Source organism: Kocuria massiliensis (assembly GCF_900169715.1).
Classification (GTDB): domain Bacteria; phylum Actinomycetota; class Actinomycetes; order Actinomycetales; family Micrococcaceae; genus Rothia; species Rothia massiliensis.
On the sequence record NZ_LT835159.1, the window covers coordinates 214,183 to 229,311 of the forward strand.

Annotated in this window: 14 protein-coding genes; 7 read left to right on the forward strand and 7 right to left on the reverse strand. The window is 62.6% G+C overall.

Annotated elements, in window-relative coordinates; translation table 11 throughout:
- Positions 1-8: 8 nt before the first annotated feature.
- Positions 9-647, forward strand: coding sequence for a glutamine amidotransferase-related protein (locus B9Y51_RS01225; RefSeq protein ID WP_048682247.1), 639 nt, complete (start codon positions 9-11; stop codon positions 645-647).
- A 73-nt stretch (positions 648-720) separates the two neighbouring features.
- Positions 721-897 carry a hypothetical protein gene (locus tag B9Y51_RS11140; protein ID WP_153245884.1) on the forward strand — a complete coding sequence of 59 codons (177 nt, stop codon included), beginning with the start codon at positions 721-723 and terminating at the stop codon, positions 895-897.
- A gap of 108 nt (positions 898-1,005) precedes the next feature.
- Here B9Y51_RS11140 and B9Y51_RS01230 read toward each other — a convergent pair whose 3' ends face one another.
- From B9Y51_RS01230 to nhaA, 6 genes are all read right to left on the reverse strand, one after another.
- Positions 1,006-1,584, reverse strand: a complete 579-nt coding sequence (locus tag B9Y51_RS01230) for an arsenic metallochaperone ArsD family protein (protein ID WP_085528514.1) — start codon at positions 1,582-1,584, stop codon at positions 1,006-1,008.
- A 91-nt stretch (positions 1,585-1,675) separates the two neighbouring features.
- A complete protein-coding gene (locus B9Y51_RS01235; protein WP_048682236.1) occupies positions 1,676-3,181 on the reverse strand; it encodes an alanine/glycine:cation symporter family protein in 1,506 nt (501 codons plus the stop codon).
- A gap of 147 nt (positions 3,182-3,328) precedes the next feature.
- Entirely contained in the window at positions 3,329-4,039 is a 711-nt protein-coding gene (locus B9Y51_RS01240) for a hypothetical protein (RefSeq protein WP_085528515.1), read from the reverse strand.
- Positions 4,036-7,509 (reverse strand): bifunctional lysylphosphatidylglycerol synthetase/lysine--tRNA ligase LysX, encoded by a 3,474-nt coding sequence (lysX, locus tag B9Y51_RS01245; RefSeq protein WP_085528516.1) that lies wholly within the window; start codon positions 7,507-7,509, stop codon positions 4,036-4,038. The genes B9Y51_RS01240 and lysX overlap by 4 nt, the downstream gene beginning before the upstream one ends.
- 18 nt (positions 7,510-7,527) lie before the next feature.
- Positions 7,528-8,697, reverse strand: a complete 1,170-nt coding sequence (locus B9Y51_RS01250; RefSeq protein WP_085528517.1) for an alpha/beta hydrolase — start codon at positions 8,695-8,697, stop codon at positions 7,528-7,530.
- Positions 8,698-8,774: 77 nt separating this feature from the next.
- Positions 8,775-10,061 carry a Na+/H+ antiporter NhaA gene (nhaA, locus tag B9Y51_RS01255; protein ID WP_085528518.1) on the reverse strand — a complete coding sequence of 429 codons (1,287 nt, stop codon included), beginning with the start codon at positions 10,059-10,061 and terminating at the stop codon, positions 8,775-8,777.
- A gap of 298 nt (positions 10,062-10,359) precedes the next feature.
- Here nhaA and B9Y51_RS01260 point away from each other — a divergent pair, with 298 nt between their 5' ends.
- Positions 10,360-10,872, forward strand: coding sequence for a MarR family winged helix-turn-helix transcriptional regulator (locus B9Y51_RS01260; protein ID WP_048682222.1), 513 nt, complete (start codon positions 10,360-10,362; stop codon positions 10,870-10,872).
- A 10-nt stretch (positions 10,873-10,882) separates the two neighbouring features.
- On the opposite strand, the gene B9Y51_RS01265 is transcribed toward B9Y51_RS01260, so the two are convergent.
- Positions 10,883-11,644 carry a GntR family transcriptional regulator gene (locus B9Y51_RS01265; RefSeq protein ID WP_085528519.1) on the reverse strand — a complete coding sequence of 254 codons (762 nt, stop codon included), beginning with the start codon at positions 11,642-11,644 and terminating at the stop codon, positions 10,883-10,885.
- 131 nt (positions 11,645-11,775) lie between these two features.
- On the opposite strand from B9Y51_RS01265, the gene B9Y51_RS01270 reads away from it, so the two are divergent.
- Genes B9Y51_RS01270 through B9Y51_RS01285 form a run of 4 tightly spaced genes read left to right on the forward strand, consistent with a single transcriptional unit; the run spans position 11,776 to position 15,120 of the window.
- Positions 11,776-12,846 carry an ABC transporter ATP-binding protein gene (locus B9Y51_RS01270; RefSeq protein ID WP_085528520.1) on the forward strand — a complete coding sequence of 357 codons (1,071 nt, stop codon included), beginning with the start codon at positions 11,776-11,778 and terminating at the stop codon, positions 12,844-12,846.
- Positions 12,843-13,526: an ABC transporter permease gene (locus B9Y51_RS01275; RefSeq protein WP_085528521.1), complete on the forward strand. Its 684-nt coding sequence runs from the start codon at positions 12,843-12,845 to the stop codon at positions 13,524-13,526. The genes B9Y51_RS01270 and B9Y51_RS01275 overlap by 4 nt, the downstream gene beginning before the upstream one ends.
- Positions 13,523-14,194: an ABC transporter permease gene (locus B9Y51_RS01280; protein ID WP_085528522.1), complete on the forward strand. Its 672-nt coding sequence runs from the start codon at positions 13,523-13,525 to the stop codon at positions 14,192-14,194. Before B9Y51_RS01275 ends, B9Y51_RS01280 begins: the two co-directional genes overlap by 4 nt.
- Positions 14,191-15,120 carry an ABC transporter substrate-binding protein gene (locus B9Y51_RS01285; RefSeq protein WP_048682208.1) on the forward strand — a complete coding sequence of 310 codons (930 nt, stop codon included), beginning with the start codon at positions 14,191-14,193 and terminating at the stop codon, positions 15,118-15,120. The genes B9Y51_RS01280 and B9Y51_RS01285 overlap by 4 nt, the downstream gene beginning before the upstream one ends.
- Positions 15,121-15,129 lie beyond the last annotated feature (9 nt).

Here is a 15,129-nt window from a genome sequence, read left to right on the forward strand (position 1 = left end):
AGCTTTGCATGACCATCAAGATCCTCGTGGTGGATAACTACGACAGCTTCGTTTTTACCCTCGTCGGTTACGTTCAGCAGTTTGGCGCGGAAACCACCGTGATCCGCAACGATGCGCTGACCACTGAGGAAGCGATTCGTTTGGCCGAGGAGCACGACGGCGTCCTCCTCTCCCCAGGCCCGGGCGCTCCTGCGGATGCGGGCGTGTGCATTGATCTAATTCATTGGGCTACCGAGCACGGTAAGTCATTGTTCGGTGTCTGCTTGGGGCATCAGGCCATTGCCGAGGCTTTTGGCGGTACCATCTCGCATTCACCGGAACTCATGCACGGTAAGACGTCGGTGCTCACGCATAATTCGACGTCGGTTTTTTCGGGCGTGCGCTCTCCGTTTACGGCCACCCGGTATCACTCCCTGGCGATCGCCGAAGGAACGCTACCGGAGGAGCTCGAAACCACCGCGACCACCGAGTCGGGGATCATCATGGGCATCCGCCATCGCACCGCGCCGATTCACGGGGTCCAGTTCCACCCCGAATCCGTGCTGACGGAGGATGGGTACCTGATGGTCGGCAATTGGCTCGAGTCTTTGGGACTCTCAGGCGCCGTACGGAAGGCGCGCGAACTGTCGCCGTTGATTGGGTCGTAAGGCCGATGCGACGGTTGGTCGAAAACCCGACGATGCATGGCTGGGAAGGTCATGCCACAACCCATCCCCATTGATGATGAAGCAACGATGGACCGCACTGATCGCGACCGTTGCGGCATGGCTCGCTGTGCTGGTTGCGGTGTTTCTGTCCATATTCTTGGAACGGGCGATGTGGATCTTGGTGGCATTCACCGCAATCACGGCACTTTCCGTCACACTCTTCTGGGCTCGGAGAATGCGTCGTCGCTGAAGCTCGTAGCGACGAAGGAGCCACCCGAGGTCCCGAGCGGGGATTCACCGTGGAGGAACAGCGTTCATTTCGACTGGCTGGCCCGCGAAGCAACGAGCACCTGAGCGCTTAGTGCCCGCCGCACCCGCAGGAACCGCCGCAGCACCCACCAGAGGGGGTTCCCGACGTCGAGGAGTCTCCTTCGGGAAGGCCGTCGCCGACGTCGCCACCCATGAGGTTGCGCCGACTTCCGATATCGGGGCCTCCACGAGGCTTCTCCTGGACACCTGCCAATACGGCGGCGAACCCTGCCGGCGCGGGTTGATCCGCGGGTGCCCCTGCCTGGCCGGGAAGCGAGCGGCCTCCGGGGCCACAGGCGGATGCCGCGGCGGAGAACCTCGGGTCCTTGCGTTTTGGCTCACGAGCGGTGGCGAAACGCTGCATCTGCTCGGCGGTCGGGTACATCCACGAGACCACGATCTGTGGGCCGAGGAGCGTGATCGGCAGGACCATGTCGCCCGAGGCGGCGATCATGTCCGCCACGTGCTCGCACTGCTCGAAAGCCCACTCGTCCTCACCGCGTACGTACACGGTGATCGGGTAGCCCTGCTCCGCCAGCGACGCCGCGGCGTCGAGAAAGGCTTCCCGTTCGACGTCGTCCGGGCCACCAGCCGGGATGAAAACCTCAACTTCGGTTAGATCCGACATGCTTCCCTCCACCTAGAATCTTCCGACCATCGTGCCCTGGCGACCGCCAACGCGCCAAGCGTGTTCGCGGCACGCCGAGCGTTATGACCGGTTAGGAGCGCGAACGGTTGCGGCTGGCGGCCCGCATGGCCTCGTGATCGATCCAGAACTCACGCGTGGTGACCTCGTCGTCGCCCTTCCACGCCTCGAGACCGCGAATTTCCGGTAGGTCCGAAGCGTGGAAGATCGGTTCGCGACGCTCCCGGCGCTGCGCCTCGTAGTGCTTGAGGACCTTGTTGGCGACCCCGGCGAGAAGGAACACGGCAATGAGGTTCAGCAACGCCATGATCGCCATGAACACGTCCGCCAACGACCACACGAGGTCGAGGGCCACCACGGCCCCGCCGAAGACGCACAGCAGGACCACCACGCGGTAGGCCTGAAGAATCCACTTCTTGCTGGTCAAGAACTCGATATTTGATTCGCCGTAGTAGTAGTTGCCGATCACGGACGAGAACGCGAAGAGGAAAATCGCGACGGTCAAGAAGTGCACCGCCCAACCGCCGAGCTGTGCGGCCAGAGCGGACTGCGTCAGCGAAGCACCCGCGGCTTGGTCACCGAAGGTCGGGTTAGAGAGCAGAACAATGAAGGCGGTGATCGAGCAGACCACGAGGGTATCGAAGTACACGCCGAGCGACTGAACGAAGCCCTGCTTGGCGGGGTGCGAAACCGCGGCGGTGGCACCCGCGTTGGGTGCCGAACCCATGCCTGCCTCGTTCGAGAACAAGCCTCGACGCACGCCCTGAATGATCACGCCCATCAGGCCACCGGAAACAAATTCCTTGATACCGAAGGCTCCCTGGATGATCTTGACGAACATTTCCGGAACCAAATTCAGGTTCATGACGACGACGATCAGGCCGAGTCCCACATACATCACGGCCATCACAGGTACGAGCACCTGGGTCACCGAAGAGATCGAACGGATTCCGCCAAAGATGATGAGAGCGGTAATAACCGCTAGCACGACGCCGATGATGACCTTCAGCCCGGACCCCTCGGCCAGGTCGGGGGCGAAGGACTTGGTCGACTGCGAGATGGCGTCGACGATCGAATTGGACTGCACCGTGTTGAACACGAATCCGTAGGTCAGGCAGATGATGACGGCGAACGCGACGCCCATCCATCGAGCCCGGAGTCCGCGTTCCATGTAGTACGCCGGGCCGCCAACATACGACTCCTTGCCGGGATGCTTGTACAGCTGCGCCAGCAACGACTCGACGAACGCACTCGCGGCACCCAGGGATGCGATGACCCACATCCAGAACACGGCACCCGGTCCGCCAATGCTGATGGCCAGCGCGACGCCGGCGATATTGGCCGTACCGACGCGGGATGCGGCGGAAATGGTGAAGGCTCGGAACGAGGAAATCTGGTTTCTGCCCGATGAATCCTTGCCGCTGGGCTCGCCCAGCACCCGGAACATCTCGGAAATCGACCGGAACTGCACGCCGCGGGTGCGGATCGTGAGGTACAGGCCAATGCCAATCAGGACAACGAACATGCCCTGCCAGATGAAGTCGCCGACATGAGTCACGATGTTGGTGAGTGCATCCATGAGTATCACTTTCGAGTGCGAGCGGGCCCCGAGCGAAAACAGCCCGCGGCCGTGACAGCATATCCGGCCTGAGAAATTACCGAAACTCGACGTAGTCAGGAGGTTGCGCCGGACACAGTTGAGCGCGACGGTGAACCCGCAAGGCCACTAACCGACGAGGAAGCGCCCCATCACGAAGTAGCGCCCGGCGTCGAGGAGCAGCAACACGCAGATGACGGCGATGGCCACAGGAATCGCTGTACGGATCCACGGACGGGCTGCCGACCATGCTCTTCCGATCCACTTGGACGCCCGATGATGCTGGTTGAAGAGCACGGCAACGCACATGACGAAAAGCGGACCCTGCGAGATGATCGCCCAGGCCAGGAACGCGGGGAGAACAGCCCAGGCGGGTTGATGAGAGGAGAGACCGATGGTGACGACGAACGGCAGATCGGCCGTGACGAGCGCGACGAACCCGAGCGCCACCGATAGCAGGCCGGCTAGGCTCCTATCTTGCTGTTCTTTGTCCTCGGGAGGATCGTTACGGTGAATCCAACGATAGCCGGCGAAACACAACCCCACGATGGCCACGAGAATTTCGACGCCGGCGGCCCATCCCCCTGCCCGTAGCAGTGAATGCCACGGAAAATCAGCCAAATGCTCGCCGAGTAGGCGCGAGAGAGTGAACCCCCAGGCAGCGGTCCCAAGAATCAGCACCGCGCCAAAGAGCAGTACGTCGCGTCGCGCCTTTCGTGCAGCGGATCGTCCGGAGTTACCCCGGGCCGCAATGTATACGGCGGCGATCAAGGCCGGAACCGGGTCAAATCCACCGATTCCGAGCCCCGAGGCGACCCCGAAAAACTGCAGCTCGTTCACTCGACCGACGCCGAATCTGGGCCAGAAACTTTCCGCGGCGCGGACTTAAGACGAGGGGTTGAACCCGGCCGGACAAACGGGAAAGCCAAGACGCCACGGATCGGTGCACCCGTGAGCATCATGATCAAGCGATCAATGCCGATGCCCATGCCGCCCGTGGGAGGCAACCCCGTTTCCAAGGCGTCCAGGAAGTCCTCGTCGATCTGCATAGCCTCGAGGTCGCCGGCCGCGGCCTTGAGAGACTGCTCGGTCAAGCGGCGTCGTTGTTCGAGGGCGTCGGCCATCTCGGAGTAGGCGGTGCCCATCTCGGTCCCATTGATCACCAGGTCCCAGCGTTCGGCCAAGCCTGGTTCGCTCCGGTGTGGACCGGCCAGCGGCGAGGTCTCCACGGGGAAGTCCTTGTAGAACGTGGGCCGAGAGGTCTTCGCCTCAACGAGTTCACCGTAGAGTTCTTCGATCACGGCTCCGGGGCCCATGTCGTCGCGTACGTGGATTTCGTGCTGGCGGGCCAGCCCCAGAAGTTCTTCGAAGTTCGTTTCCAGATCGATGCGTTGGCCGACAGCCTCCGAGAGCGCGTCGCACACGCTGACCACGGGCCAGGGGCCTGAAACATCCGTCAGTACGGCCTCCTGGCGCGGATCCTTGGGATCCTCACCGAGACGCAGCGGCAGCACTTCTTCGCCAAAGACCTCGCGCGCGGCATTCTTGAGGAGGCGCTCTGTCAGCTCCCGCATGACGTTGTAATCCGCATACGGTTGATACGCCTCCAAGACCGTGAACTCCGGGTTGTGCGTCGCGTCCGCGCCTTCATTGCGGAAGTCGCGACCCAGCTCGTACACCGGGCCCATGTCGCCGACGACGAGCCGCTTCAGGTACAGCTCTGGGGCGATGCGCAGGGTGAGGTCCACGCCGTAAGCGTTGATGAACGTTTTGAATGGACGGGCACTCGCGCCGCCGTGCACCGTGTTGAGCATCGGCGTCTCGACCTCGAGAAAGTTATGAGTGTCCAAAGTTCGCCGGATTGAGCGAATCGTGGCCGAGCGGATGCGAAGCCTGTGGGATTCGGCCGGGTTCACAATCAGGTCCATCGAACGACGTCGGAGCCTGGCCTCGGGGTCGGTGAAGGAATCGAAGGGGATCGGGTGCAAGCACTTGGAAAGCATTTCCCACGACTCCACGATCAACGACGGCGTCCCATTGCGCGAGGTCCCGATGCGTCCGCGGAGCAACACGTGGTCGCCGGTGTCGATCCAACGGACTGCCCGTCGGGTTTCGGGGCCGCAGACGGCGTCGTCGAGCACCGCCTGGATCACCGTTCCATGCTCGTAGAGGTCGATGAAGCTGACCTTGCCGTGACGCCGGATCGAGCGAACCCGCCCCGTCACCGAAAGAGCTGAAGGCCCTGGTTCGGCGCGGTGCGACCCAGAGGCCTGGGCGCCTTCCTGAGAAGATCCAGCCACGAGAGCGCCCTGATCCGTTCGAGACCGTGCCTCTTCGGCTTCCGGGGAATTCAAGAGCGCTGAGAAGGACACCACGCTCATGCCTTCGCCCGTCCCCTTGGGGTAGGGCTCGATCCCGGCCTCGCGCATCTGCTCGAGGTGGGCGATGCGATGCCTCGTCTGATCCGACCACTGCGGGGCGAGATCCTCGGGGGCGATGCGGCGTCGTTCGGACTCACGCAGGCGGGCCAGCTCATTGCGGCCGAGAGTTCCGGTGCGGCTCGGCTTATGCGTGAGCCACGCCGGAAGGAACCCTTCAGCCACACCACACGCGAGCCCGACCGGGGCAAGGGAAACGTAGGACTCGACACAGATAAACCGCGGAACCCATGACGGGCTGAATTTCTGATTGAACTTGTAGAGGCGCTCGAGCTGCAGGAACCGGTCCAAAACCCCTAAAACGGAGGAACCGAATTTGGTCAACGGGTTGGCGCCGAGCTCCTCCGAGCGCGCGAAGGTTTCTCGGAACATCGCGAAGTTCAGGGACACGCGGGTGATGCCCAGGCCTTCGGCCTCTTCCATCATCTTCACGATCATGAACTCGGTGGTTCCATTGGGCGCACCGGGAGCGCGCCTCATGACGTCGAGGGATAAGCCGTTGCTACCCCACGGCACGAAGCTCAACAGCCCGATGGGCTCGCCGTCGGACGAGTACGCCACCAGGGTTACCGTGCGGTAATCGGCTGGGTCTCCCGTGCGGTTCAGGGCCATGGAGAAGCCGCGTTCTACCTTGCCGTGACGCCATGTATCGCTCAGCTCGGCCATGTGCCCGAGCTGTTCCTCGGAGAGGTCGCCCTGACGGCGCACCTTGACCGTGACACCCTCGCGTTCCAGGCGCTGGGTGCTATGGCGAATCTCGGTCATCGACGTGTTGTTGAGGGAGAAACGGTCCGGGTAGAGGATCGCCTCGTCACCCATCCCCACCACGGTCATTCCCGCTTGGGCATATGCGCGGGCACCTTCGCGGCTCGCACTGATGACGGCGGGAATCCAGCCATATTCCCTGGCCTCGGACTTCCACTCTTGAATGGCACTAGCCCAAGAGGCATGCTCGCCGATGGGATCTCCCGAAGCCAGCGAGACTGAGCCAAATACCCGATAGGTCACGGCGGCCCGACCGTCCGGGGAGAAAACCGTGGACTTTTCTCGGCGCGTGCCGAAATAGGAGAGGGAATCCTGATGGCCGTAGTCGCGGAGCAACGCCCGGAGCTGGAGTTCGCGCTCGCCGGTCCACGAGTGCACCGGGCGGGCGGAACGCAGGAAAACCCAGATGGCGACGATCGCGGTGAGGCCGTAGACCGTCGAAATGATTTGAATGCACCACAGGGGAATGCCGTGGAGGTGGCCCAAGACCCCTGGTGTGGTGAAGCCGAGCGCCCGGATCATGACGGCGCCGATGTCGTGAAGGGAATCCAAAGGCAAGAAGACGAGCGCTAACAAGGCGGCGAGGGCGACGCCGGCGAGTAAGACGAGCAACGCAGCACCGTAGGAGGCCTTGAGAACCCGTGCGGGGAACTCCCGACGTGCTCGGAACATTAAGACCAACAGGACGATACCCACGGCGGCGCCGATGAAGTCCCAAGCGGGGTGTTCCAGGGGCACCTCGGCCCAGAGATCGTCCCAATTCTCCACGTTAGGGAACGAGATCGCCGTCAGGACACCCAGAAGAACCCCGAAGAACTGGAAGACCATCGCGGCCCACAGCCCGGCCCGTTTACGGCGGAGGAGCGCCCAAAAAACGACCGCCGTGATGACCAGCGTCATCAAGCTCCGCTGGACCGGGATGTTGAGGAGCCCTAAAAGGAATTCGGGCCAGCCGATCGAAGACCGATGCAGGGGTCGGGTCACGAGGAGGGCGACGTTCATGAACGTCGCCACGGCGTAGAGCCAGATCATCAGCTGCGCGGTACGGCGTCCTCGGGGACTCTTTCCGTTCGCAATAGACCGGGCTGGCGTGCGTTTGGTGCTCATCGAGTCATTTCCTCGTGATTAGGACGTGGGGGCGAAAAAAGGGCTGGTGCTACCCAACCACGAAAGGCTTTTCACCATACCGGGCTGCCACACGTCTTGACGATGGCCTCCCGCGGCGACCGAGTCGACAGTCAAGGACGTGGGCCCGGCAACGTGGTCGCGGAACTTCGTCAACGACGGCCAAGAGAGCGGGTCGTCCTGACTGGAATAGTAATTGAGGTTGACGGAGGGTTTGGTCGTGGCCGCGATCCGCTGCAGGTCGTACCGGGGATCGTCGGACTCGTTCCATCGCTGACCCTTGGTGTATTCCGGCTCGAAATAGCCCGATTGGACGAGCCCCGAACCGAAAAGATCAGGGTGTTTCACGCTGAACATGGCCGAGCAGTACCCTCCGGCGCTGTACCCCGTGGCGGCCCAAGCGCGAGGATCGTCGCCGACGCGAAGGTTTTGTTTGACCCAAGGGATGAGGTCCTTCGTGATGTAGGTTTCCACGCGCGGGGTCTCATGGTGCGGTTGTTCTCGGGTGCCGTCCACGCATTCGGTGTCGTAGGTGCCAGGCAGGACGGCGGGGACCACGAAAATCGAATCACGTAGTTTTCCCTCGTCAACAGCCTGTTCAATCATGTGTCCGTAGTCGAGGGAGTGGGAATAGGTCTGAGGCGACCCCGGGAACCCCGTGAACCCCACGATCACGGGGTACAGCTTGTCTTTGTCATGCAGATAAGACTTGGGAAGCCACACCATCACGTCATAGGTTTGGCCACTGGTCTCGCCGGCTACGGGAACCGTGAAGTATTGGCCGTGCGCTGCGGTGTCCTGAATCTTGTTCTGGAACGCTGGATTCTTCTGAGGATCGCGCTGCTCGTCCGTGACACTTCCCGAGAGTGCGAGAGCTTTGGTCACGCCATGAGCGGGGGCGCCGTATTTTTCCGTCGGGAGTGCCGTCGCCGATCCGCCAGCGAGGTCATCCCACGAGGTGTACCAGCTATTCTGCCGATTCAAGTAGGCCGCCACGGAGACCAGAATCAATACCGACACGAGCAGCATGACCACGGCTTGAACCACGGAACTGATCAGACGGCGCGTCGGAAGCCGCGGAAGGAACACCACGGCGAGCAAGAACACCAGTGCCGTGAATACCCACAGCGCAATGAGGAATCCCCACTCGGTGAGTTCAAATATCTGCATGTTCCTCCTCTGCGCCGCTCAATGGCGATGCGGCGCCGTCTGTCGATTCTACGGTCTCAGACCTCAACGTTGACCTGCTATGCGGACTTTTCCACAGGAGAGGACTGCCCATGATGAGAGGTATGTACCCGGCGGTACCGATAATTCCGGGCCGAGAGTAAGGTGCCTCCGAGTACCGCAGCCAGTGCGGATCCGGTGAGAATGGCAACCTTGGCCGTGTCGCCAAACGGGGAACCCGCGGCGAAACTCAGTTCGGAAATCAAGAGTGAGACGGTGAATCCGATGCCTGCCAGAACCGACAGCCCGATGAGGTCCCACCACGCGATCGTTGGGTCGAGGCTAGGGCCGCGGAACCGCGTGACGAGCCACGTCGCGCCGGTGATCCCTAGGCACTTGCCCAGGAGGAGCCCGACGACGATGCCGATCCCCACGGGGCTTCCCAGCGCCTTGGTCAACCCATCAAAACCGCCGACGGTGACTCCCGCCGAAAAGAACGCGAAGACGGGAACGCAGACGCTCGCAGAGAGGGGACGCAGGCGATGCTCGAGGATCTCGGAGAGGCCGTGATCGCTGGCGGCGGGCGTGCGTGGGCCCTTCTGTACCGGAACGCAAAATCCGAGGAGCACTCCGGCGATCGTCGCGTGGATGCCCGATCCGAGGAATAGAGCCCAGGTGAGGACGCCGAGCGGCAGCAAGATCAACCAGGCAGCCACGGAGGACGAGTGAAAGAGCTTCTCCCAGCGTCGGGCCGCCAGCGCGTAGAGGGCCAGCGGCACAACGGCCAAGGCCAGAAGGCCGAGGTTCAACCCTTCGGAATAGAACAGGGCGATGATCGTGATCGCGATGAGGTCGTCCACCACAGCCAGCGTCAGGAGAAAGGTGCGCACGGCGGCTGGCAAACTCCGGCCCACGACGGCGAGAACTGCCACAGCGAAGGCGATATCGGTAGCCGTGGGGATCGCCCAGCCACCCATCGTCTCGCCGCCGGAAGCCGCATTGACGAGGGCAAAGATGATGGCCGGAAGCGCGACGCCACCGACCGCCGCGGCGACGGGGACGACGGCCGTTCGAGGGTCGCGGAGGTCCCCCACGGTAAATTCCTTCTTCAGCTCCAGGCCGATGAGGAAGAAGAAGACGGCCAGCAATCCGTCAGAGGCCCAATGGCCCACGCTTAAGTCGAGGTTGAGCGACCCGAGATGAATCCCGAGATGTTGGTCGCGGACGGCAAAGTACCAGGACGAAGCTTCGGAATTGGCGACGACGAGGGCCGCGACCGTCGCGACCAGAAGAATGATTCCACCCATGGATTCCGAGCGCAGGGCGGTGCCGAGACGTTGAATGGGGGTGAGTGCACGGTGTGACATGGGGTCTCCTGTGGATCGGGGACCGACGGGCCGAGACGGCACACATCGGCGTTGCAGAAGCGCATCCTGCGCTTGCCGACCAGACTTCCCGGCACACCAGAGCGCCCCATGTTACGTGCTTTCGTAGCACACGTCCATGTCGCGGATCACCGGGCGATCCATGCCGCCAAACCGTTGAATGCCCAAGTGAGAGCGCGGGCGTGCCATGGGGTGAAGCATGACGTAAGGCATAATAGCCGTGTCATGCTGGCCGAGGGCCGGCGCAGTATCGTCCAGCGGGAAGGGTTCGGTGTAGCACGTGCCCAAGAGTCAGCCCGAGCCCCAGTGGCTCTCACCCGAAGAACGGGAAGCGTGGTTGTGCCTTTCGGCCATCATGTTTCAGCTACCCGGACAACTCGAGAATCAACTCCAGCGCGATGCCGACCTCGGGTTCGTCGAATACATGGTCTTAGCAATGCTTTCGGAAGCACCGGATCGTCAGCTGACGATGACCGAGCTCTCGACGCAAACGAATACCCGGCTGGCACGGCTCTCCCGCGTGGTCAAGCGGCTGGAGGAAAACGGCCTCGTGGAGCGGACCACCTCCGAACTCGACCGGCGCGTCAGCATCTGTCACCTGCGTCAGCCAGGCATTGACACCGTCGTCGCAGCCGCCCCGGGGCACGTGGCACAGGTTCGTGCGGCCGTTTTTAATCGACTCACTAAACGTCAGGTCACGCAGCTGGCAGGCATCGGCGAGGCGTTGTTGGGAGGCCGTCCGTCGGCCATCGTTGCGGCACAGCTCGCCAAGGGCGCTCAACCCAGGGCCTGACGGCCTTCGCTTATGAGCCCTGAGGGGTTTGTCCCGTCGCCGTGAAATAGATGTGGGCATCGTGAGAGACGAAGATCGACTCTCCGTAGAGGAAACTATCTCCGTCACTCGTCAGGGCCGTAATGGACAGGGACAAGCGAGGCCTCTGATCCGTGATCCCCAGGAGACGCGCATCGTCGCGGGACGGCACAACCTGCGCGACGCTGAGATTCTGTTTCGCAATGGTCACCCCATGACGTTTTTCGAGGTAACCATAGAGGGACTGCTCGCTGAAATCCTCGTCCTCGATTCCGGGAAACTGTCCGATCAGAAACCACGTTCGTGAAAGCTGGTGCACGCTCCCGTCAACGTAGCGACGTCGGCTCATGTGAAGCACCTCGGTGTGGGGTTCAACGCCTAGCGCGCGGGCCACGGCGATATTCGCGCGCACCGGCCTCAACTCCAAGACATCGGAATGGACGTGATGCCCGAATCCGGTGAGCTGCCCAAAAAACCCGGTGAACGTGCTGTCGAAGTGTTCACCCTGCTCAACGCGGTGATCGACGGGTTCAGGCTCGGGCCGATTGACCTTGGTGCCGTGCCCTCGATGCCGGGTGACGAGGCCGTCGCGGGCCACCTCGTCGATCGCGCGACGCATCGTGATGCGTGAGACGCCGTATTCGCGGCACATCTGCGTCTCAGTAGGTAATAATGCGCCGTCGTCCAGGCGGTCGATCCGTGCCCTGAGCTGACGTTCGACGACGCGATACTTGGGCGGTGTCGACTCAGACATTCAGCCTCCTGGAATCGGTACCCCTACGCTCTCAGGGCGGGGATCTGCCGTACCAGTATGGAACACGCAGGCCTCTCGGTGCATGTGGACGTGGCATAGTGTGGTCGAAGAAGTCCAATGGAGGGACCACCATGGAATCTGAAAACGCGACTGCCATCGAATTTGTCGATGTCAGCAAGCGATATGACGCCGTCACGGCCGTCGAGAATCTCAACCTCGAGATCCCGGACGGGCTCATTACCGTCTTCGTGGGGCCCTCGGGCTGCGGCAAAACCACCTCCCTCCGCATGATCAACCGGATGGTCGAACCGAGCGAGGGGCGCATCCTGATTCAGGGGCGGGACCACAGGGACGAGCCAGCCTTTCAGCTGCGTCGATCTATGGGATACGTGATGCAGCAGTCCGGCCTGATGCCGCACCGTACGGTCGCGGACAATATCGCCACGGTGCCTCGCCTCAACGGCGTCTCGGCCCGCACCTCGCGCCACAATGCGCTCGAACTCATGGACACCGTTGGCCTGGACCGGGGGCTCAGCAAGCGGTATCCGGCACAACTTTCCGGCGGTCAGGCCCAACGGGTGGGAGTGGCCCGAGCGCTCGCGGCGGATTCCCCGATCCTGTTGATGGACGAGCCCTTCTCTGCCGTGGACCCCGTGGTTCGCGCCGATCTGCAACGCGAATTGGTTCGATTGCACGAAACCCTCAAGCGGACCATCGTCTTCGTGACCCACGATATCGACGAGGCCGTGACCTTGGGGCACCGCGTCGCGGTCTTCGGGACCGGGGGCAAGATCGAACAATTCGGCAGCCCGGAGGAGATCCTCCGGCAGCCCGCCAATGACTTCGTCGCCTCCTTTGTCGGCCACGACCGCGGAACCCGCCGCCTGACCTTCGCCGCATCCGATGACCTCCCGATCCATCCGCTGGATTCTCCTGATCGCCCCTGGGGCGAATGGGAATTGGTTCTCGACGACGCGGGTCACCCGAGAGGATGGCGGATCGCCGACCGGCACGTCCCCGGGGGAAGCCTCTTCACGCGAGGTCAGAGCCTCCGGGAGGCCCTCGACTCCGTGTTGTCCTCGCCATCCGGCTGGGGCGTGGCCGTGGACGACGACGGCGTCGCTCTCGGGGTGCTCTCCTCGGACGACGTCATGGACGCCACGACTCGCGAACGCCTGAGCCGTTACGGGGTCGGTTCGTGACGTGGCTCTTCCATAACCTCTCCTACGTGGGCGAATTGACGTGGCTGCACCTGCTGCAGTCCGTTGTGCCCGTGATCATCGGGACGATCATTTCGATTCCGATCGCCAAATTCTCCGCCGTGCGGAGGGCGCGCGGTTCGAAGGGGCCGGGAGGACTCGGCTCGCGAGCCGGCAAGGTGCGGCGCGGCGTCGTCGTGAACCTGGCCTCCCTGCTGTACACGATTCCCTCGTTGGCCCTCTTTGTGCTGTTGCCGCTGATTCTGGGCACCGCGATCACGTCCTTGACGAACGTGATGATCGCGTTGAGTCTCTATGTGGTGGCGATGATGGTCCGAACCTGCGTGGATGCCTTCGAGTCCGTGGACGTGGCCGTTCTCGACGCCGCGACGTCGATGGGTTACCGCCCCGCTCGTCGGTTTTGGGCCGTCGAGTTGCCGCTCTCTATTCCCGTAATGGCCGCCGGGCTGCGGGTCGCTCTCGTCTCGAATATTTCGATGGTTTCCGTGGGTGCGGTGATTGGCATCCAGTCACTGGGCACGCTCTTCACCGATGGTTTGCGGCGTGATTTCACGACCGAAATTGTGGTCGGGATTGTGCTGATCGCGTTGATGGCGATCATCCTGGACCGCTTGGTGGCCTGGTCCGCCGCGGCCGCAACGCGTTGGCAGGTGAAGGTATGAACGTCGTCCAAGAAACGTGGAACTGGTTCGGCACCCCGGGGTCCTGGACGGGAGCGACCGGCATCTGGGCCCGGGTGGGCGAGCACCTGGCGTATTCGGGCTTGGTATTGGGCATCGCCGCTGTTATCTCGATTCCTCTTGGCCTCTGGCTGGGGCATACGCGGCGAGGCGGCAACCTGGTGATCGGTATTGCCGGGGCGCTGAGGTCCCTGCCCACTCTGGGGCTGCTCACGCTTTTTGCGTTATGGATCGGCATCGGTCTGACCGCGCCCGTCTTGGCTCTGGTGATTCTGGCCGTCGCGCCCATGCTCGCGAACGCCTATACGGCCGTCGCCGCGGTGGACCCCAGCGTGGTCGACGCCGCCCGGGCCCAAGGCCTGAAGGAATGGCAGATTCTCACCCAAGTAGAAATCCCCAACGCCGTGCCCGTGTTGTTTAGCGGCATTCGAAACGCGGCCCTGCAAGTGGTGGCCACGGTAACGGTCATGGCCTACATCGACCTGGGTGGTCTGGGGCGATTCTTGATCGACGGCCTGGCGGTGCGAGATTACTCGCGCATGGTCGCTTCGATGCTTCTCGCGGCGGTGCTTGCACTGGTCATCGACGGTGTTCTGGCCTTCATCCAGCGCTTGTTGACCTCCCCGGGCTTGGTGAAAGAGGAATCATGAGGCATTCACACGCGACCACCTCACGACGTCGGGCCTTGGGGCTCGCGGCCGCTGCATCCGTTCTGACGATGACGGGCTGTGGGCTGTCCGGCGAAAACGCGTTGGGACCCGCGAAGGGCCGGGGAACCATTGTGGTGGGCTCCGCCGATTTCGTGGAATCCCAAATCATCGCCGAAATCTACGCGGCCGCCCTCAATAACGCCGGGCACAAGGCCGAGACCGACCCGGCCATCGGCGCGCGGGAAGCCTACATCGGTGCCATCCAGCAGGGCAGCGTGAGCCTCGTCCCGGACTATTCCGGCAACCTGTTGCAGTACTTCGACGCCAAGTCCACGGCCAGCACGGCCGAGGACATCATGGCCGGGCTCAAATCCGTGGTGCCTCAGGGCTTGGAAGTCATGGAGGCGTCGCCCGCCGAGGATAAGGATGCGCTGGTGGTCACCCAGTCCACTGCCAAGAAGTATGGGCTCTCCTCCCTCACGGACCTAGGTTCGGTCTGCTCGAACATCACCCTGGCCGGGCCCCCGGAATTCCAAGAACGCGCATATGGCCTACCGGGTTTGAAGGATAAGTACGGCTGCGTTCCCCAGAAGTTTTCGCCCATTAACGACGCCGGCGGCCCCCTGACCGTCAAAGCTCTCCTCGATGACCAGGTGCAGGTGGCAGACATCTTCACCACCACTCCCGCGATCGAAAAGAACCATCTGGTGGTGCTCGACGATCCCAAGAACAACTTCATCGCGCAGCAGGTCATTCCACTGATCCGCAGCGATCAGGTACCCGAAGCGGCGCGAGAGGTCATCAACAAGGTTTCTCGGACATTGACGACCCAAGACCTGATCCACCTGAATGACCGCGTGAGTGGGGACGAGAAAGTCTCCACCGTTCAGGCCGCTCAGGACTGGACCTCGGGTAAGGGGATGTAAGGTCGGAGG

What these genes read in the sequence shown, in the direction of transcription:
- B9Y51_RS01225 (WP_048682247.1), top strand. Translation starts at nt 9, where the DNA reads ATGACCATCAAGATCCTCGTGGTGGATAACTACGACAGCTTCGTTTTT.
- B9Y51_RS11140 (WP_153245884.1), top strand. Translation starts at nt 721, where the DNA reads ATGATGAAGCAACGATGGACCGCACTGATCGCGACCGTTGCGGCATGG.
- B9Y51_RS01230 (WP_085528514.1), bottom strand. Translation starts at nt 1,584, where the DNA reads ATGTCGGATCTAACCGAAGTTGAGGTTTTCATCCCGGCTGGTGGCCCG.
- B9Y51_RS01235 (WP_048682236.1), bottom strand. Translation starts at nt 3,181, where the DNA reads ATGGATGCACTCACCAACATCGTGACTCATGTCGGCGACTTCATCTGG.
- lysX (WP_085528516.1), bottom strand. Translation starts at nt 7,509, where the DNA reads ATGAGCACCAAACGCACGCCAGCCCGGTCTATTGCGAACGGAAAGAGT.
- B9Y51_RS01250 (WP_085528517.1), bottom strand. Translation starts at nt 8,697, where the DNA reads ATGCAGATATTTGAACTCACCGAGTGGGGATTCCTCATTGCGCTGTGG.
- nhaA (WP_085528518.1), bottom strand. Translation starts at nt 10,061, where the DNA reads ATGTCACACCGTGCACTCACCCCCATTCAACGTCTCGGCACCGCCCTG.
- B9Y51_RS01265 (WP_085528519.1), bottom strand. Translation starts at nt 11,644, where the DNA reads ATGTCTGAGTCGACACCGCCCAAGTATCGCGTCGTCGAACGTCAGCTC.
- B9Y51_RS01270 (WP_085528520.1), top strand. Translation starts at nt 11,776, where the DNA reads ATGGAATCTGAAAACGCGACTGCCATCGAATTTGTCGATGTCAGCAAG.
- B9Y51_RS01280 (WP_085528522.1), top strand. Translation starts at nt 13,523, where the DNA reads ATGAACGTCGTCCAAGAAACGTGGAACTGGTTCGGCACCCCGGGGTCC.
- B9Y51_RS01285 (WP_048682208.1), top strand. Translation starts at nt 14,191, where the DNA reads ATGAGGCATTCACACGCGACCACCTCACGACGTCGGGCCTTGGGGCTC.